Source organism: Flagellimonas myxillae, from assembly GCF_023502235.1.
Lineage (GTDB): Bacteria > Bacteroidota > Bacteroidia > Flavobacteriales > Flavobacteriaceae > Flagellimonas > Flagellimonas myxillae.
Genome location: NZ_JAMFLY010000001.1, coordinates 361132 through 378582, shown reverse-complemented (window position 1 = coordinate 378582; position 17451 = coordinate 361132). Strand labels below are relative to the sequence as shown.

The following is a 17451-nucleotide window of genomic DNA, read 5'->3' as shown; positions in this document are numbered from 1 at the left end:
CTTTGTTATAACAAATCTTAGAAAATGAAAAATCAGTATTGTCGAGTTGGGGCAGTGACCCCCATCACCAGCGGAAACCAGGCCATTTCGGTTTTGGAATTTAGGTATCAAAAGTTTATTGATATGGCCACAGACGCTGCTTACATCAACACCAATTTAGGGGAGTTTTTTAAGCGCAAGGCTCAAGGTATCAAAAAGGTATTGGAGAGCTTGGCCTAGGCTTTTTAAACCGCATTCAATTCAACCTCCATATCCTGTTGTAAGGATTTAGCTTGGAGCGCGGCTTTCTCCGCAAAATCCTCCTCTGCGGAAGCATATAAAATGCCACGGGACGAGTTTACCAACAATCCCACATCGGAAGTCATTCCATACTTGCAGACTTCCTGTAAACTTCCTCCTTGAGCACCAACACCTGGCACCAACAAAAAGCTTTCTGGAACTATTTTCCTAATATCTGCTAAAAAGCTAGCCTTTGTAGCCCCCACAACATACATAAGATTTTCAGAGCCTTCATAGCTTTGGGACGTTTCCAACACTTGCTTGTACAATTCCTGACCGTCCAAATCCTTGGTCTGGAAATCGAAGGCACCTTGATTCGATGTTAAGGCCAACAAAATGGTATGCTTGTCCTTAAAGGCTAAAAAGGGTTCCACCGAATCCCTTCCCATATAAGGAGCAATGGTAATGGAATCAAAATTCAAGGTTTCGAAAAAAGCCTTGGCATAACGCGTGGACGTGTTTCCGATATCTCCCCGTTTTGCATCCGCGATTGTAAATATTTCTGGGTGATTCCTGTTCAAATATTCCATGGTACGCTCCAAAGATTTCCACCCTTCCAATCCGTAAGCCTCATAGAAAGCGATGTTGGGTTTGTACGCCACACAGTATTCGTGGGTAGCATCGATAATCGCCTTGTTAAATGCAAAAACAGGGTCTTCTTCAGAAAGCAGATGTTTTGGAATTTTGTCCAAATCCGTGTCCAAACCAACACAGAGAAAGGATTTTTTCTTTCGGATTTGGGAAACTAATTGTTCTATTTTCATAATTAAGCTATCGCTTGCAAAGGGCCTTGATTCTCCGCATCACCAGAATCTGATTCCTAAATTCTGATTACTGATTACTGATTACTGAAACCTAAAAAATTTCCGATGCTTCCTTCAGTTTCTCCGTATTCTCCACCAACATCAGTTCGTCAATAATTTTTTGGATATCACCGTTGATTATGTTCTGCAAATCGTACAAAGTAAGCCCAATCCTATGGTCAGTTACCCTTCCTTGGGGATAGTTGTACGTTCTAATTTTTGCTGAACGGTCACCACTACTCACTTGGGAGTTTCGTTTGGCGGCATCTTCTTCCTGCTTTTTGGCCAACTCCAAATCGTATAATCTGGACCGAAGTACCTTAAAAGCCTTTTCCCTGTTCTTGTGTTGTGACTTTTGATCTTGGCACTGCGCCACCAAACCGGTAGGAACGTGCGTTAATCGCACTGCGGAATAGGTCGTGTTCACCGATTGTCCCCCCGGTCCCGAAGAACAGAAATAATCTATTCGAACATCTTTGGGGTCTATCTGCACATCAAAATCCTCAGCTTCTGGAATCACCATTACAGTGGCAGCGCTGGTGTGTACCCTACCTTGCGTCTCTGTCTGGGGAACCCGTTGCACCCTGTGCACCCCGGCCTCAAACTTTAGGGTACCATAAACATCCTCTCCGCTCACCTCAAAATGGATTTCCTTGTAACCCCCACTGGTTCCCTCACTCAAGTCCATGATGTTGGTTTTCCAACCTTTGGACTCACAATATTTGGAATACATTCGATAGAGGTCACCGGCAAAAATACTGGCCTCGTCACCGCCAGTACCTGCCCTGATTTCCATTACCACATCCTTCTCATCTTCTGGGTCCTTGGGAATCAACAAAAATTTAATTTCCTCTTCCAGTTTGGGCAAACCTTCCTTGGCCTCGTCCAACTGCATTTTGGCCATTTCAACCATTTCCGGGTCGCTTCCGTCAGAAATGATCTCCTCTGCTTCATTGATATTGTTGGTAAAAGCAATGTACTGATCCCGTTTATCCACCAATAACTTAAGGTCTTTGTATTCCTTGTTCAGCTTTACATACCGCTTCTGGTCGGAAATAATATCGGGTTGTATGATCAGGTCGGAAACCTCATCAAATCGTTGTTTAACTATGTTGAGTTTATCTAGCATAAATCAATCGGCCTTAAGATGCGAATTTACGATTAATTTGTACATTTAGTTAACATCATGTCCGCACTACTCCGTTTTAGAACCTACCCGTTGATTTTCCATTTTTACAAGGGTGTTCTTTTGGCATCCACGCTGGTTTCCATCCTCCTTGCAGCCCTGAAAGCCCCCCTTGTCTCAACGCTGACAGTCAAAATAATTGCAATGGCCCTGATTTTTATTCTGTTCCAGAATGAACGGTTGAAAAAGCACTTGGTTTTTTACCAGAACTTTGGAATTTCCAAACCCATGCTTTTCACCATTTCCTTGGTTTACGATATGCTTATCACCCTGGTCATCTATCTAATATATTCTGTTTGGTTTTAGAAATAGACAATATCGAACTCAACTTTGGCACCAAGCGAATCCTATTGGGTATTTACATAAAGGCCGAACAAGGAAGGGTGACGGGAATTTTGGGAAGAAATGGAACAGGCAAAACCTCTCTTTTCAATATTCTCTTCGGAAGTCTCAAGCCAAAATACAAGAGCATTCGTATTGATGGATCTCCAATTACAAGCAAGCTGTTTCTGTCCAATCGAATTGCCTACTTGCCGCAACATCAGCTGTTGCCCTTCAACATGGAAATCAGCAAGGTCTTTAGGTTGTTTCATGTGGACTGGGTAAAGTTTACCAAAGAATTTGAAGGATTCAAGATTTATAAAAACAGTAAAGTTTCCATGCTGTCCAGTGGGGAAGTTCGGGTGCTGGAAACCTACCTCATTCTTCATCAGAACAAAGACATTTTGCTATTGGACGAGCCATTTTCCTTTATAGCTCCTGTATATGTTGAACGCATCAAAAAACTGATATTGGAACAGAAACAGGACCGGATTATCCTTGTTACCGATCATTTCTATCGGGATATTATGGATGTGAGCGACACACTTTATCTGTTCAATGCAGGGGCTTCTAAATTAATAAGTGGTCCGGAGGAATTAGTGAATTCTGGTTATGTAAATCTCAATTCCCAATAAAGGTGGTTCCCAAGGTAATGATGTAGGCATCAAGACCATCACTGCGATCATATTTGTTAAAACGCAGGTCTATGGTCTTCAATCCGAAAGTTAAGATTCGGGCATTGGCAAGGAGATCCTTGTACTGGACGCCCAAACCATATTGATGGGCATCATATTGGGAAAGATCATAATCCGAAGTATAGTAGGTAAAAGTGGACAATGCGGCTTCCTTTGGATAAAAATAGTCCGCGGCCGACTGCGAATAAAAGCGATAGGTAGGATACAGGGTAAACCGCTCCGTTACTTTTAAGGGAATCTCCAAACTCGCGGTATGGGAGGTTATCCCCCAATCATCCCAATAAAAGCGATAGTAGGAACGCAGTACCACAAAGTCGTTGACATAATAATTTAGGCGACCCCCGATTGGAAGCTTAAACCTCGAATCTGGCAAACGTTCCACATCATCCGCCAACTGAAAATCATCGATAAAAAAAGCCTCGGTATCCCCAAAATAAACCCTTTGGAAAGGGGTGCTCAGTAAACCATTTTGGGATACAACATCCATAAATATCGACCCTTGCATTTTCTTGGTCAATATCTGTGAGAAGCCAAGAGAAAAAGCGTAAGAACTACGCGTTTCTTGATCAAAGGGGGTAAAATTGGGATTATAGGTGCCATTACCCGTAATCCGATTGTCAAAAAACCCATTGCGCAGCTCTATGGGGTATATGGCGTTCCACTTGTCCAAAAAGACTCGGGCACTTACGGACACCTCCGTATTTTTTTCATTGAATAGTCGTGTATAACCCCCACCAAATCCCACGGAAAAATAATCGTATTCGGTAGAGAAATATAAGTTTCCACTCCAAATGGAATTGCGATCATCCGAACTATGCTGATAGGAGGGATTGATATAGGCCAAAAGGTCTTTTCTTGACTCCCCTGAAGAAGCATCGAAGGGTGATGTGTTCAGATTGTTTCCGTCCAAGGGATTTACATTGCTGGAGGAGGCTGAAGTATAAGCGGATAAACCCACATCCACGGTAAGTACATCATTGGCATTCATGGGCATTCGCAGTACCAAACTGGAAGTTGCATCCGTTAATTCTTCCGTGCCCTCTCCCCCAGTAACCGCAGCATTGCTCCCATCTTGACTATAATAGCTGAAGAGCGCATCGATTTCGCTGGTTTCCAAAACCCGTTTGGTGTACGAAGTATTGGATTGTTGGGACCAACAGCTTACCCCCAATAACCCCAAAAGAACAAACATGGGGATTGTTAGGTTTCTAAATTGCTGAAATCTTGGATTATTGGATTGCGTCATTTTCAACTTTTAACTTTCCAGTTTTTCCTTTAATTGCATCCACATCCACCTCCCGATTTTCCGCCATTTGCTCCGGCCGATGCTTCCCTAAAAATCTGAAAGTTGGTCTCAAATTTTTCGCAGGGTCGAGCTCCCAAAAGCATTTCTGCATCGCTTAGGTACACCTTGTCGTACTCACGAACCACAACACAGGAGCTTGTAAAAATCAAAAGCATAAAAAGGAAAAGCAATTTGCGCATACTTAAAATTAGGGATTATTGTTGAACATGATTCCAGAGCTCTTATGGATCTTATTATCCGAATCCACGACCACCACTTCCACGCCATCAATTTGATTGATCAAATGGATACCGCTGTCCTTTCCCATAATAAAAACTGCCGTGGCCAAGGCATCGCAGAGTTCGGCATATTTTGCAAATACCGAAACACTGTGCACTCCGGAAGTGGGATAGCCAGAGCGAGGGTCGATAATGTGGGAATACTTTTTCCCATTCAAGACAATGTACTTTTCATAGTTGCCCGATGTTGCCACCGACGATTCCACCACAGGAAGCCAACTAAAAACCTTCTCCTTGCTCAATGGATTGGCAATACCCACCAACCATTTTTCACCAGTGGTCTTGGTCCCCCAGGTAGTCAAGTCACCAGAGGCGTTGATAATGCCACCTTTTACCTGTTTGGACACCAAGAGTTCCTTGGCCCTATCGGCTGCATATCCTTTTCCTATAGCCCCAAAGCCAATCCGCATACCGGTTTCCGATAAAAAAATGGTCCGTTCGTTATAGTCCAGGATAATTTTTTCATGGCCAATTTTCGATATGGAAAGTTGGATCGCTTTTTCGGAAGGAGCGCGGTCCATGGTGCCATCAAACTTCCAAATCCTATCCATGGAGGCATAGGAGATATCAAATGCCCCATCGGTAATTTCAGATATTTTCTTTGCCCGTTCCACCAGACCAAAGAGTTCGGAGCTCACCTTTACCGGCTGTATTCCGGCGTTATTGTTCACTAGGGAAGTTTCTGAGGTTTCGTCCCAGGAAGAAATAATTTTTTCAATGCGTTTGATTTCAGAAACGGCCTCATTAATATTGATATAACCAATTTCCTCATTCGGGGCGACCACGGTAATTTCAAACCGCGTGCCCATAAGTTTTAGGGTCCTTTTGACGGTCACATCCTTTTCCGACTGTCCAAAGGACAGGGAACCCATCAGTACCCAAGAAAGGACCAGTAACCTTTTCATTTTATGAATCCATCCAACAAATCAATATAGTCTTTTGGGGAGGCTCGTCTATCGAAACCTGTTTTTCCAAGCACCATTTGGTCCTTGTCCAACACCACGACCAAAGGAAAATATCCTTTGGGATTGTATTCCGCAAAAAGGGATTTGTTGTTGTTTAACTTGTCTTCCGACAGTTGGTTTTTCTTTTTCCTGGGAAAATCGGCATTGTATAATACATAATGGCTATCCGCATAGCTGATAAAGTCCTCCGTCTCCAGAATGGAACGCTTTAAGCGAATGCAGGGACCACACCAATCCGACCCGGAAAACACCAAAACAATGGGTTTATCTTGATCTTTAGCCAAGGCCAAGGCATCCTCAAAACTATCTTGCCAATTCTGGGCTTGTAGGGAACCCATAAACATACAGCCCAATATGATCAACAATTGCCTCATAGGTCCAATCTAAAATGTTTGTACTATTCGAAAATCCTTAAGGTGGTACCCTCTAATTCGGTCATAAACACTTTCAAAGCTCGCGCTGGATTGCTGTCCACTTGATTTAAAGGGGCTCCGTTCTGACTAAAGCGGGAACCGTGCACATCGCAATAAAAAATACCGTCATCTTGGCTTGAAAATTCCACTTCAGCATATCCTTGATGACTGCATATTAAACTTGCGGCCACCAATTCACCCTCCAAATTACGGGCTATAACAATATCGGTCAATCCGTTTTCGGCAACGTTTGATGCAACTTCTATGAAGCCACCATTATTGCCCAAAGCAGCAGCCGAGGGTGCAGATAGGTCAATGGTAAAGTCCACTCCCGAAGGCACAATTCTATTGCCACCTTCAGCATCTTTTGAACAACCATTTAAACAGGGAAAAGTAAGGGCAAATGCGGCACCGGCGCCTAAACTCCTTAGAAACTTTTTTCTTTCCATAGCGTGGGGTTTATAGAGAGAACGCTATTTTGATAGGATTCGTATGCTAATATTCAAACTTCCCGAACTCACTTTGGATGGTCAATTTTTTCGTCTGCCCCGCTTCTACCCTTCCAATAACCTGAGCTTCCACGTTGAAGCTCTTTGAAATTGAAATGATATCATTCACCACAGCTTCATCCACATAAAGTTCCATACGGTGCCCACAGTTGAACACTTGGTACATTTCTTTCCAATCCGTAGCAGATTGCTCCTGAATCAATTTAAACAGTGGGGGAATTGGAAAAAGATTGTCCTTGACAATGTGAAGCTTATCGACAAAATGCAGAATTTTGGTTTGCGCACCTCCGCTGCAATGCACCATTCCATGAATTTCCTTGGATGAAAATTGCCCTAAAACCCTTTTAATGATTGGTGCATAAGTCCGTGTTGGGGAAAGCACCAATTTTCCGGCATCCAAAGGTGCATCTGCCACAGCATCCGTCAATTTGGTATTCCCAGCATATACCAATTCCTCAGGTACAGAAGCATCAAAGCTTTCCGGGTATTTTTCCGCCAAATATTTGGCAAAAACATCATGGCGGGCCGAGGTAAGACCATTACTTCCCATTCCGCCGTTGTATTCGGACTCATAGGTGGACTGCCCATAAGAGGCCAATCCAACAATAACATCACCAGCTTTAATATTGGCATTGTCAATAACCTGATCTCTCCTCATCCTAGCTGTTACGGTGGAATCCACAATAATGGTCCGAACCAAATCGCCCACATCGGCAGTTTCACCCCCTGTGGAATGGATAACAATTCCGTGTTCCGCCAAATCGGAAATCAACGCTTCCGCGCCATTAATAATGGCTGAAATTACTTCTCCAGGAATCAGATTTTTGTTCCGCCCTATCGTGGAGGACAGCATGATGTTATCGGTAGCCCCAACGCAGATAAGGTCATCGACGTTCATAATCAGCGCATCTTGTGCAATACCCTTCCACACTGAAACATCGCCGGTTTCTTTCCAGTACATATAAGCCAAGGAAGATTTGGTCCCGGCCCCGTCGGCATGCATCACCAAACAATGGTCCTCGCTGCCCGTTAAGTAATCGGGTACAATCTTGCAAAATGCCTTGGGAAAGAGTCCTTTATCAATGTTCTTTATTGCATTGTGCACATCTTCCTTGGAAGCTGAAACCCCTCTTTGGGCATATCTTTTACTGGTTTCTGAGGACATAGGTGGATTTTGGGCAAAAATAGGGAAACTACCCTTTATTTGGCACCCTTGTTTTACAACAAATCGAGTGGAGGGTTGCCTAAATGGTCTTCTGCCCAAATTTTGTTGGTGGTTTGCTGATCAAGATTGCCTCCCGAGAGTATTACAAGAACTTTTTTCCTGCCGGATACCCCCTTTAACCATTGACAAACCCCACCCATGGTCATCGCGCTGGTCGGTTCAATTCGGCATTTTAGGAGATGTGTCAGCCATTGCGTCCAGTATTTCATTTTTTCCTCGGAAACTTCATGAAAACCGTCCAATTGCTTTAAATATTCAAAGGTTATATCCCCCACGGCCATCGTCATGGCCCCGTCGGCCAAGGTATCCGGAATTCCGGACAATCTCTGGATTTTCCCTGTTTGTAACGACTGGGCTGCATCGTTTGCCAGTAAGGGTTCCACACCATGGACTTCTGTTTTTGGGTAGAGCCCCCTTGCTGCAATTAGGGTTCCGGAAAGCAAACCGCCCCCTCCACAAGGTGCAAAAACCGCATCTACTTCGGATACATCAGATAGCGCTTCATAGGCCGCAGTGCCCTGCCCGTAAACAACTTGCTCATGATTATAGGGGGGAATCCAATAGGTCCCTTCCTTTTGGGCGGCCTCCCGAACTTTTTCATCGGTGATATCCCGGGTTTTGCTTAGTACTACCTCTGCACCATAGGATTTTGTGGCTTGTATTTTCACTTGGGAAGAGTATTCCGGCATAAAAATAGTGGCGGACAACCCAAAACGTTTTGCTGCAAATGCTACTGCTTGGGCATGGTTACCGGAACTATTGGCCACTATATGGTTCGGGCTTTGACCACGCTCCTTTAACCAAGCCAGGGTATTGCAAGCTCCCCTAACCTTAAAGGCCCCAATTTTCTGAAAGTTTTCAGCTTTGAAATATATCTCGTGCCCCAGCCATTGATTTAATATAGATGAGGTGAGCACAGGGGTATTGTGGACAAATTTGGCAATACGGGTCCTCGCCTTTTCAACCTGCTTAATTTCCAATGCCATGGCGATTATTTTGCAAAGAGAAGTTCCCTATACTTCGTAAAGGGCCAGAGTTCGTCCGAAATCAATTTTTCCAGTTTATCGGATTGTTCCCTAATCGATTCAAAGAAAGGTTTTACATTGTCGCAATAGGCCTGTGCTTTTTTGTTCACGGTGGAGAGTGCATTGGCACGACGGCGTGCAGCGTTCATTTCATCCGTTTGTTTTTTAATTTCGCCAAGGTGCTCCCCAATCTGTTCCAATATATTGAGCTGACTTTCGGCCACCTTGTTATACACTGCGCCATAAACCTCCTTTAGTCCCCTTACGTTCTCCAATAAGGCATTCTGATAGCCAATCGCTGCTGGAATAATATGGTTATAGACCATTTCACTCAACACCCTGCCCTCAATCTGCATGTGCAGCACATAGGCATCCAATTCCACTTCCTGGTGGGCCTTTAACTCCACCTCGCTCAGCACTCCCATCTCCTTGAACAAGGCAATACTATCTTTGGAGGTAAGCACTTGAAGCGCCTCTGGGGTGTTTTTGTTATTGCTCAGTTTTCGCTTGCGTGCCTCATCCTGCCATTCGTCGCCATAGCCATCGCCATCGAACCGAATTCTTTTTGAAGTTTTTATGTATTCCCGAAGCACATTGAACACGGCTTCATCTTTCTTTAGATTCTTTTTACCAATCAGTGCATCCACTTCTTTTTTGAAGTCGGACAGTTGTTTGGCCACAATTGTATTTAGAATGGTCATGGGTTTTGCGCAATTGGTCTTGGACCCAACGCCACGCATCTCAAATTTGTTCCCGGTAAAGGCAAAGGGGGAGGTTCTATTCCTATCCGTATTGTCCAAAAGGATTTCTGGGATCTTCCCTACCACGTTGAGCTTTAGCTCCGTTTTCTCCTGCGGAGACAGCTTTCCTTGCGACACTCCTTCCAGTTCGTCGAGCACATCGCTCAGCTGCTTCCCAATAAATATGGAAAGGATGGCCGGTGGAGCTTCATTTGCACCCAAACGATGGTCATTGCTGGCCGAGGCTATGGACGAACGCAAAAGTTCCTCGTACGTATCCACCGCTTTAATGGTATTTACAAAAAAGGTCAGGAACTGTAGATTTTTCATGGGTGTGGAACCTGGACTCAACAGATTGACCCCTGTATCTGTAGCCAATGACCAATTGTTGTGTTTCCCTGAACCATTAACCCCGGCAAAAGGTTTTTCATGGAACAGTACCGTAAAATTATGGCGGTCGGCAATTTCCTCCATCACATCCATAAGTAACAGGTTGTGGTCCACAGAAAGGTTGGCCTCCTCAAAAACAGGCGCCAGCTCAAACTGGTTGGGCGCCACCTCGTTGTGCCTTGTTTTTACGGGAATGCCCAATTTGGTGCACTGCTTTTCCAAATCGCTCATAAAGCTCAAGGCCCGGGCGGGTATCACGCCAAAATAATGGTCATCCAACTGTTGTCCCTTAGCTGCTGCGTTTCCGACCATGGTTCTACCGGTCAGGACCAAATCCAATCGGGACTTTGCCAATGCCTTATCTATCAGAAAATATTCTTGTTCCCAGCCCAGGGTAGCGTATACTTTCCGCACATTTTTGTCGAAATATTGGGCCACACCGGTAGCCGCCTCATCTATGGCGTGCAAAGCTCGAAGCAAAGGGGCCTTGTTGTCCAGTGCCTCTCCCGTATAGGCAACAAAAATCGTGGGGATACAAAGCGTTGTTTTGTAAATGAAAGCCGGAGAGGTGGGATCCCATGCGGTATATCCTCTGGCCTCAAAGGTATTTCGGATTCCCCCACTTGGAAAACTGGATGCATCCGGTTCTTGCTGTACCAGTTGTGCGCCCCCAAACTTTTCCATAGCCCTACCGTCCGGTAGGATATCAAAAAATGCATCGTGCTTTTCTGCTGTGGACCCCGTTAAGGGCTGGAACCAGTGGGTATAGTGGGTCGCCCCCATGGACAATGCCCAAGCCTTCATTCCCTCCGCAACCTGATCCGCAATCTTACGGTCTATTTTGCTGCCCTGAAAAATGGCCGATTTGACCTTTTCCAAAGCTTCCTTGGTTAAAAATTGAAGCATTTTCTCCTCATTGAACACTTGTTGTCCGAACAATTGTGATCGTCTTCCAGTTTCTTCTATTTTGGAGTGACTTCTTTTTCCGCTTTCTGTTATTGCCCCAAATCTGGTGTTTGCCATTGGTTATTTCTTTTAAAACACAAAACTACGATTATCAATTTAATAATATATGTTGCAAAAATTACTTTTTTTTATGTTTAACCCCCTCAAAATTGGGGGTTCGATAAAACATATTGATGTAATAGCGATTTTAACCCTTTAAAATGCGTATTATCAACTGAAAAACATACTTTTGTTTCTTTAAATTTTTTGAGAACAAAATAACGACCGCAATTATGAGCAAATCTAAATTAGAATACATCTGGTTGGATGGCCATCAACCAACTCAAAACATGAGGAGCAAAACTAAAATTGAAGACGATTTTAGTGGTAAACTGGAAGATTGTCCTTTATGGTCCTTTGATGGTTCTTCCACTGAACAAGCATCTGGAGGTTCTTCTGATTGTTTGTTAAAGCCTGTTGCTATTTACCCTGACCCCGTACGAAAGAACGGCTGGTTGGTCATGGCAGAAGTTTTAAATGCCGATGGTACACCACACACTTCCAACGCCAGGGCAACCATTGATGATGATGATAATGACTTCTGGTTTGGCTTTGAACAAGAGTATTTTTTAATGGATACCAAAACCGATTTACCTTTAGGATTTCCTCGCGGAGGGTTCCCTGGTCCACAAGGTAAATACTATTGCTCTGTTGGTGGTAGATACACTTGGGGCAGGGATTTGGTTGAAGAACATGCCGATTTATGTATTGAGGCAGGATTGAACTTTGAAGGGATCAACCAAGAGGTTGCGCCTGGGCAATGGGAATTCCAATTATTTGCCAAAGGAGCCAAAAAGGCGGGTGACGAAATTTGGATTGCTCGTTACCTTTTGGACAGACTTACTGAAAAGTATGGCTACTATATTGAATACCACCCCAAGCCAGTAAAAGGAGATTGGAACGGTTCCGGAATGCACGCCAATTTCTCCAATACTACTTTAAGAACTTGTGGATCTAAGGAGATTTACGAAAAAATATGTGAAGCATTTAGACCTGTTACCGAAGAACATATTGACGTTTATGGAGAGTTTAATGACGAACGTTTGACCGGATTGCACGAGACTGCCCATGTATCGGATTTCTCTTATGGTGTATCTGACCGTGGTGCATCTATCAGAATTCCTATTATTACAGTGGAAAAAGGATGGAAAGGATGGTTGGAGGACAGAAGACCAGCTTCAAATGGAGATCCATACAAAATTGCGGGAAGAATCATTAAAACTGTTAAGTCCGCAGCCGTATAGTTTATAAAATTAGTTGTTGTTTATCAATTATAAGCCGTCCCACTAGGGGCGGTTTTTTTGTTTTGGAGATACAGGTTTTGTATCAATGTGGGAATTTGGCAATGAGTCAATGTGATAATTTATCAATGTGGGAATTGATCAATGTGGGAATTTGGGAATGGACCAATGTGGGAATGAACCAATGTGGAAATTGGGATTGAATCAATGTGAAAATGTATCGATTTGGTAATTTATGAATGGAATAGATCATATACCTACAACGTTTTAACGTCCACTAGTCCACACTAAAACACTAACCCACTTACAACACTCGCCCGCACTAAATCACTATCTCACTCCAAATCACTATTCCACTAAAACCACTAACTCACCGTAAAATACAGGAAGGCAGCATATCCTATCAATAGTACAATGCCATCCCTCCAGCCCAATCGTAAGCCTTTGGGGAAAAAGACCAAGGGCAAAATCAGGAAAGAGATTCCGAGCATCCAGAAAACATCGCTGGTCAAGAGTCCTTGATCTACAACTGTTATGGGGGTAATTATGGAGGTAATCCCCAACACAGCGAAGAGGTTGAAAATGTTGGAACCAATTAAATTACCGAGGGAAATTGCTTTTTCCTTTTTCATAACGGCAATAATAGATGCTGCAAGTTCGGGGATGCTTGTTCCCACCGATACTATGGTTATACCAATAATACGATCACTAACCCCAAGGGCCAAGGCCATATTTTCCGCTCCGTAGATCAACAGTTCCGAACCGCCCCACAATGCCGTTCCGCCCAGTCCTAAGTAAAGGACCGTTTTGTAAAGCGGAAGAACTTCATCATCCTCCGGCATTTCATCCACAACTGCGGTCTTTTGAAACCGAAGCAGGTACACCAAAAACAAAAACAGCAAAACCACAAAGATGATTCCCTCGTATTGCTCAAGTCTTCCATCGAAATAGATAAACCCAACAAACAATAGTGAAGCAAACATCATTACCGGCCAATCCGTAGTGTAAAAACTCTTACGGACTTGGATAGGCCCCATGAGTATGGTAATGGCCAAAACCAATCCCAAGTTGGCAATGTTGGACCCAACCACATTCCCCAGGGACAAATCGGGCAATCCTTCCAGGGCAGCATTTACACTAACGATCAATTCTGGGGCCGAGGTAGCAAAAGATACCACCGTCATCCCAATCACAATTTTGGGAATGGCCAATCTAAGTGACAAGGCCACCGCAGCTTTCAACAACCAATTTCCGCCAATGATAAGCAAAACAAGGCCTAATACAATAAATAGTAGATTTCCCAAGTGTCAATTTTGCCGTAAATATAGATGAAGATTTGATGATAAAAAGGCTATTCCCATCAAAATAAAAACTAAATAAATAGTTAAATAACTATAGTTATAGTTGTATAACTAAATTTATAATACTATGTTTGATGCAAATCTTTGAATTATGCGAAACTATATCCTAGTAATACTCATAATGGCAATCGGTTTGTGCAGAGCACAATCCACCAAACCAAGTGCAGCTAACCTTGAGAAATTGGATGAGTACATGGCCAAACTGGATTCCAAAGGATTTTCCGGGACCATCCTTATCGCGCATGGTGACAGTATTTTACATGCCGATGGTTACGGGTATCGCAATTTGGAACAAAAAAAGTCCAACACCGTCACTACCATTTTTGGAACCGGGTCCCTCACAAAACAGTTTACCGCTGCCGCCATCCTGAAACTCGAAATGCAAGGCAAACTTTTGGTACAGGACAAAATCTCCAAGTACTTTTCTAAAGTTCCTGCAGCACTTTCAGGTATTGAAATCCATCATTTATTGACCCATTCGGCTGGATTTCCAGTAGCTATTGGCAGCGATTATGATAAAATCTCCGAAGAAGAATACATTACCAAAGCATTTGCCTCTGCCAAGCATATAGAACCTGGTTCGGAACATGAGTACTCCAATGTCGGATATGCCCTACTGTCCATAATCATCGAAAAAGTTTCCGGTGAAAATTATGAAACCTTTTTGCGGGAAAACCTTTTTAATCCAGCAGGTATGAAAAATACAGGCTATCTATTGCCCAACTGGGACGAACAAAACATAGCCTACGGGTATTCCAAGAAAAAAGTATGGGGCAAACCCAATGAAAAACCTTGGGATTCTGATGGACCCTATTTACATTTAAAGGGAAATGGCGGGATATTATCCACCGTTGAAGATTTGTTTGCTTGGCATTTGGCCCTTCTTGGGGATGAAATTTTGTCCAAAGAAGCTAAATCCAAGTACTATGGAAAACATATTGAAGAAGCACCGGGAGACCCCTCTTATTACGGATATGGTTGGGTCATTATTCCAACCGGCGGAGAAACAGACCTGATAACACATAACGGTGGTAATGGAGTGTTCTTTGCCGATTTCTGGCGACTTCTGGAGGAGGAATTAACAATTATTCTGATGTCCAACAAAGCCAATGATTTTACGGTGGACCTCGCCGTAAATGTGGCCCGGATTTTATTGAATTAAATAGCACCTATATCATGCAAAAATTAACGAACAAGGAAGAGGAAGTAATGAAGATCCTATGGAAGCTCAAAAAAGCCTTTGTCAAGGAGGTTTTGGAACAAATGGAGGGCAACAAACCCCATTACAACACGCTTTCTACCATAATTAGAAATCTGCAAGAGAAAAATTATGTGGGTCATGAAGCTTTTGGGAATACCCATAGATATTATCCCTTGGTGACCATGGAGGCTTACCGTAAAAAATTTATCAACTCCACCATCGCCGATTTTTACGACAACTCCTATAAAAGCCTTGTTTCCTTTTTTGCCAAGGAGGAGAAAATATCTGTTGAAGAACTAAAAGAGATTATTGATCTTATCGAAAAGAAGAAATAATGGAACCGTTTTTTTTACATCTTTTGAAGTCATCCGGAGTTATGCTCCTCTTTTTGGGCTGCTACCTCCTATTGTTGAGAAATGAGACCTTCTTTAACGGGAATCGTTGGTTTTTGCTTGGCGGAATCGGTCTGGCCTTGCTGGCACCTTTCGCCCCTATCACAGAAACTGTTTTGGTTGCCCCGCTCAATGTGTACCAATCTACCTATAGTGTTGTTCCAACTGAAGTATCAAATTCAAAGGGTATTTTTGATTTTTTAGATTGGGAAACAGCTGTATTACTTGCGTATTTACTGGGCGTTCTCTTTTTTGGAGGCCGCCTGCTTTTACAGTTTTTGGCCATTAAGAAATTGATCAAGTCCGGAATGTTGTACAAGGACCATCCCTTTTATCACGTTCGCACGCTTCGAGACGTATCGCCCTTTTCTTTTTTCCGATACATCTTTTATCACAAAGAAACTTTCGACCCAAGCGAGCTTAAATCCGTAATCGCACATGAAAAAGTACATGCAAGGGAATACCATTCGGTGGACATCCTTATTATGGAAGCGGTGATGGTCTTGTTCTGGTTCAATCCATTTATTTGGTGGTACAGGAACTGTTTAAAACAAAATTTGGAGTTTTTGGCAGACGCCAAAAGCTGCTCGGAAGGTGAAGGCAAAAAATTCTATCAATACCTAATGCTCAAACAGGTTCTTGGACCGCACCGTTTGACCTTGGCGAACCCCTTTTACAATTCATTGATCAAAAAACGAATAGTCATGTTAAATCAAAATCATTCCAAAAAAAGCAGAATGCTCAAAATGCTACTGATCATTCCCGTTGTGACAATATTTCTAATGAGTTTTAACACCAAAACTATATATGTTACCGACCCTTCAGCATTTGAGGCGGGAGTAAATCTCGAACAAGGTCGTTCTATATCGGTCACCATCAACAAGGACACCTCGAACGAAGAGTTGAAAAACATAAAAGAGAAATTTGCCAAAGATGGCATTGACCTTTCCTATACCGTTGTGCATAACGACAAAATGGAAATCATTGATATTGCAATCCATATCAGTGGAAAAAACTCGGATGGAGAAACCTTTAGCGGAAACTACAATTCCAGTTCGAGCGAACCCATTAAACCCCTTACCATCCATTACGACGATACCACCAATACAATTTCCTTTGGGAATTCCCACGACAAAACCATAAGTATCCATTCGGATAGCAATCATGAGGTATCGATAGATGTTGAACATGAGCACAAAGAAGGGGATGTTGAAGTGCATATTGATTCGGGCCATAACGGCGAACAACACGAAAATGAAAAACTTGATGAGGAAGTACACGTTTCAATAGCATCTGATAGTCATGATGGGTTAGAAGCAATCCCTGGAAGCAATGGACTATTGTTCAGGAACAGTAATTCGAATGGGGAGCCCATATATTTTCTGGATGGCAAGAAAGTTCAAGAAAAGGAAGTAAAAAAACTATCTCCGGATGCCATCCAATCCATAAGCGTATACAAAGGAGAGGGAGCGATAAAAAAGTATGGTAACAAAGCTAAAAACGGAGCGATTGAAATCATCACCAAATCCAATTACAATAAATCCTCGAATAGTGGTAAAAAAATACAATCCAAAAAAGGGGAAAAAGAAGAGAAATCACATTCAGATGGCGAAACCCATGAGCATACTCCAAATGATGATAAAGTTGTTTTAACAAGCAAACTATCCCCGATTGATCTAAATAACATCGCGGCCTTTAATCAGGCGAAAAACAACATGTCCCCAAAAACCTTGGAATCAAATAGATTGATTCTTTTGAATGGCAAAGAGATTTCCTATCAAGAGTTTATTGCCTTAAAACCCGAAAATATCACGTCCATATCGGTTAACAAAAAACCTTTTATGACATCCTTATATGGCGATAAGACCAAAAATGGTTATATAAGTGTTAGCACCAAAAAGCTTTCCGCCACCATTGGACATCCCGTTAAATTTTAGAGAAGGAATTTCAGGTTTCGACCAACCAGCAAACCCATGATTGAGCGTGGAAAACTAATCCCAAATATTCATAAATAGTTAATTTTTACCGACCCATTTGTGGTCGGTTTTTTTATTTGAAAAGAAACGAAATTGCCCAAAATGACCCTTTTTCGTAAAAAATCTCCCTACGTTTTCAA

Annotated in this window: 18 protein-coding genes; 7 read left to right on the top strand and 11 right to left on the bottom strand. The window is 42.8% G+C overall.

The window, feature by feature from the left end; translation table 11 throughout:
• The first annotated feature begins 24 nt into the window (after nucleotides 1–24).
• Complete coding sequence (locus M3P07_RS01785) at nucleotides 25–219, top strand: hypothetical protein (protein WP_249968178.1); 195 nt, start codon at nucleotides 25–27, stop codon at nucleotides 217–219.
• A gap of 5 nt (nucleotides 220–224) precedes the next feature.
• Here M3P07_RS01785 and pyrF read toward each other — a convergent pair whose 3' ends face one another.
• Nucleotides 225–1043, bottom strand: a complete 819-nt coding sequence (gene pyrF, locus M3P07_RS01780; RefSeq protein WP_249968177.1) for an orotidine-5'-phosphate decarboxylase — start codon at nucleotides 1041–1043, stop codon at nucleotides 225–227.
• A gap of 91 nt (nucleotides 1044–1134) precedes the next feature.
• Nucleotides 1135–2211: a peptide chain release factor 1 gene (gene prfA / locus M3P07_RS01775; RefSeq protein WP_249968176.1), complete on the bottom strand. Its 1077-nt coding sequence runs from the start codon at nucleotides 2209–2211 to the stop codon at nucleotides 1135–1137.
• A gap of 57 nt (nucleotides 2212–2268) precedes the next feature.
• Between prfA and M3P07_RS01770 the strand changes: the two genes are divergently transcribed.
• Together M3P07_RS01770 and M3P07_RS01765 are read left to right on the top strand one after the other, a co-directional pair.
• Nucleotides 2269–2574: a hypothetical protein gene (locus M3P07_RS01770; protein WP_249968175.1), complete on the top strand. Its 306-nt coding sequence runs from the start codon at nucleotides 2269–2271 to the stop codon at nucleotides 2572–2574.
• Nucleotides 2565–3224 carry an ATP-binding cassette domain-containing protein gene (locus M3P07_RS01765; protein ID WP_249968174.1) on the top strand — a complete coding sequence of 220 codons (660 nt, stop codon included), beginning with the start codon at nucleotides 2565–2567 and terminating at the stop codon, nucleotides 3222–3224. The genes M3P07_RS01770 and M3P07_RS01765 overlap by 10 nt, the downstream gene beginning before the upstream one ends.
• Here the strand turns inward: M3P07_RS01765 and M3P07_RS01760 are convergent.
• The 8 genes from M3P07_RS01760 to M3P07_RS01725 all read right to left on the bottom strand — a co-directional run bounded on the left by M3P07_RS01760 (nucleotide 3211) and on the right by M3P07_RS01725 (nucleotide 11158).
• Nucleotides 3211–4476: a DUF3570 domain-containing protein gene (locus M3P07_RS01760; RefSeq protein WP_249969431.1), complete on the bottom strand. Its 1266-nt coding sequence runs from the start codon at nucleotides 4474–4476 to the stop codon at nucleotides 3211–3213. The genes M3P07_RS01765 and M3P07_RS01760 overlap by 14 nt on opposite strands.
• Nucleotides 4477–4559: 83 nt before the next feature.
• Complete coding sequence (locus tag M3P07_RS01755; RefSeq protein WP_249968173.1) at nucleotides 4560–4769, bottom strand: DUF4266 domain-containing protein; 210 nt, start codon at nucleotides 4767–4769, stop codon at nucleotides 4560–4562.
• A gap of 8 nt (nucleotides 4770–4777) precedes the next feature.
• Nucleotides 4778–5773 carry an FAD:protein FMN transferase gene (locus M3P07_RS01750; RefSeq protein ID WP_249968172.1) on the bottom strand — a complete coding sequence of 332 codons (996 nt, stop codon included), beginning with the start codon at nucleotides 5771–5773 and terminating at the stop codon, nucleotides 4778–4780.
• A complete protein-coding gene (locus tag M3P07_RS01745; protein ID WP_249968171.1) occupies nucleotides 5770–6207 on the bottom strand; it encodes a thioredoxin family protein in 438 nt (145 codons plus the stop codon). The genes M3P07_RS01750 and M3P07_RS01745 overlap by 4 nt, the downstream gene beginning before the upstream one ends.
• Nucleotides 6208–6230: 23 nt before the next feature.
• Complete coding sequence (locus M3P07_RS01740) at nucleotides 6231–6695, bottom strand: QcrA and Rieske domain-containing protein (RefSeq protein WP_249968170.1); 465 nt, start codon at nucleotides 6693–6695, stop codon at nucleotides 6231–6233.
• A gap of 46 nt (nucleotides 6696–6741) precedes the next feature.
• Nucleotides 6742–7920 (bottom strand): AIR synthase related protein, encoded by a 1179-nt coding sequence (locus M3P07_RS01735; RefSeq protein ID WP_249968169.1) that lies wholly within the window; start codon nucleotides 7918–7920, stop codon nucleotides 6742–6744.
• Between the two features lie 53 nt (nucleotides 7921–7973).
• Nucleotides 7974–8966, bottom strand: a complete 993-nt coding sequence (locus M3P07_RS01730; RefSeq protein ID WP_249968168.1) for a serine/threonine dehydratase — start codon at nucleotides 8964–8966, stop codon at nucleotides 7974–7976.
• A 5-nt stretch (nucleotides 8967–8971) separates the two neighbouring features.
• Entirely contained in the window at nucleotides 8972–11158 is a 2187-nt protein-coding gene (locus tag M3P07_RS01725) for a glutamine synthetase III family protein (protein WP_249968167.1), read from the bottom strand.
• A gap of 215 nt (nucleotides 11159–11373) precedes the next feature.
• Between M3P07_RS01725 and M3P07_RS01720 the strand changes: the two genes are divergently transcribed.
• Nucleotides 11374–12384 carry a glutamine synthetase beta-grasp domain-containing protein gene (locus M3P07_RS01720; RefSeq protein WP_249968166.1) on the top strand — a complete coding sequence of 337 codons (1011 nt, stop codon included), beginning with the start codon at nucleotides 11374–11376 and terminating at the stop codon, nucleotides 12382–12384.
• 362 nt (nucleotides 12385–12746) lie between these two features.
• Here M3P07_RS01720 and M3P07_RS01715 read toward each other — a convergent pair whose 3' ends face one another.
• Nucleotides 12747–13685, bottom strand: a complete 939-nt coding sequence (locus tag M3P07_RS01715; RefSeq protein WP_249968165.1) for a calcium/sodium antiporter — start codon at nucleotides 13683–13685, stop codon at nucleotides 12747–12749.
• Nucleotides 13686–13833: 148 nt separating this feature from the next.
• Here M3P07_RS01715 and M3P07_RS01710 point away from each other — a divergent pair, with 148 nt between their 5' ends.
• From M3P07_RS01710 to M3P07_RS01700, 3 genes are read left to right on the top strand one after another with little or no spacing between them, the layout of a single operon-like run.
• Nucleotides 13834–14904, top strand: a complete 1071-nt coding sequence (locus M3P07_RS01710; RefSeq protein ID WP_249968164.1) for a serine hydrolase domain-containing protein — start codon at nucleotides 13834–13836, stop codon at nucleotides 14902–14904.
• A gap of 14 nt (nucleotides 14905–14918) precedes the next feature.
• A complete protein-coding gene (locus M3P07_RS01705; RefSeq protein WP_249968163.1) occupies nucleotides 14919–15278 on the top strand; it encodes a BlaI/MecI/CopY family transcriptional regulator in 360 nt (119 codons plus the stop codon).
• A complete protein-coding gene (locus M3P07_RS01700; RefSeq protein ID WP_249968162.1) occupies nucleotides 15278–17272 on the top strand; it encodes a M56 family metallopeptidase in 1995 nt (664 codons plus the stop codon). Before M3P07_RS01705 ends, M3P07_RS01700 begins: the two co-directional genes overlap by 1 nt.
• Nucleotides 17273–17451: the final 179 nt, after the last annotated feature.

Excerpts from the sequence above, each read along its gene's own strand:
- M3P07_RS01750 (WP_249968172.1), bottom strand. The coding sequence starts at position 5,773 with ATGAAAAGGTTACTGGTCCTTTCTTGGGTACTGATGGGTTCCCTGTCC.
- M3P07_RS01730 (WP_249968168.1), bottom strand. The coding sequence starts at position 8,966 with ATGGCATTGGAAATTAAGCAGGTTGAAAAGGCGAGGACCCGTATTGCC.
- M3P07_RS01710 (WP_249968164.1), top strand. The coding sequence starts at position 13,834 with ATGCGAAACTATATCCTAGTAATACTCATAATGGCAATCGGTTTGTGC.
- M3P07_RS01740 (WP_249968170.1), bottom strand. The coding sequence starts at position 6,695 with ATGGAAAGAAAAAAGTTTCTAAGGAGTTTAGGCGCCGGTGCCGCATTT.
- M3P07_RS01725 (WP_249968167.1), bottom strand. The coding sequence starts at position 11,158 with ATGGCAAACACCAGATTTGGGGCAATAACAGAAAGCGGAAAAAGAAGT.
- M3P07_RS01770 (WP_249968175.1), top strand. The coding sequence starts at position 2,269 with ATGTCCGCACTACTCCGTTTTAGAACCTACCCGTTGATTTTCCATTTT.
- M3P07_RS01735 (WP_249968169.1), bottom strand. The coding sequence starts at position 7,920 with ATGTCCTCAGAAACCAGTAAAAGATATGCCCAAAGAGGGGTTTCAGCT.
- M3P07_RS01700 (WP_249968162.1), top strand. The coding sequence starts at position 15,278 with ATGGAACCGTTTTTTTTACATCTTTTGAAGTCATCCGGAGTTATGCTC.
- pyrF (WP_249968177.1), bottom strand. The coding sequence starts at position 1,043 with ATGAAAATAGAACAATTAGTTTCCCAAATCCGAAAGAAAAAATCCTTT.
- prfA (WP_249968176.1), bottom strand. The coding sequence starts at position 2,211 with ATGCTAGATAAACTCAACATAGTTAAACAACGATTTGATGAGGTTTCC.
- M3P07_RS01755 (WP_249968173.1), bottom strand. The coding sequence starts at position 4,769 with ATGCGCAAATTGCTTTTCCTTTTTATGCTTTTGATTTTTACAAGCTCC.
- M3P07_RS01705 (WP_249968163.1), top strand. The coding sequence starts at position 14,919 with ATGCAAAAATTAACGAACAAGGAAGAGGAAGTAATGAAGATCCTATGG.
- M3P07_RS01760 (WP_249969431.1), bottom strand. The coding sequence starts at position 4,476 with ATGTTTGTTCTTTTGGGGTTATTGGGGGTAAGCTGTTGGTCCCAACAA.
- M3P07_RS01785 (WP_249968178.1), top strand. The coding sequence starts at position 25 with ATGAAAAATCAGTATTGTCGAGTTGGGGCAGTGACCCCCATCACCAGC.
- M3P07_RS01720 (WP_249968166.1), top strand. The coding sequence starts at position 11,374 with ATGAGCAAATCTAAATTAGAATACATCTGGTTGGATGGCCATCAACCA.
- M3P07_RS01745 (WP_249968171.1), bottom strand. The coding sequence starts at position 6,207 with ATGAGGCAATTGTTGATCATATTGGGCTGTATGTTTATGGGTTCCCTA.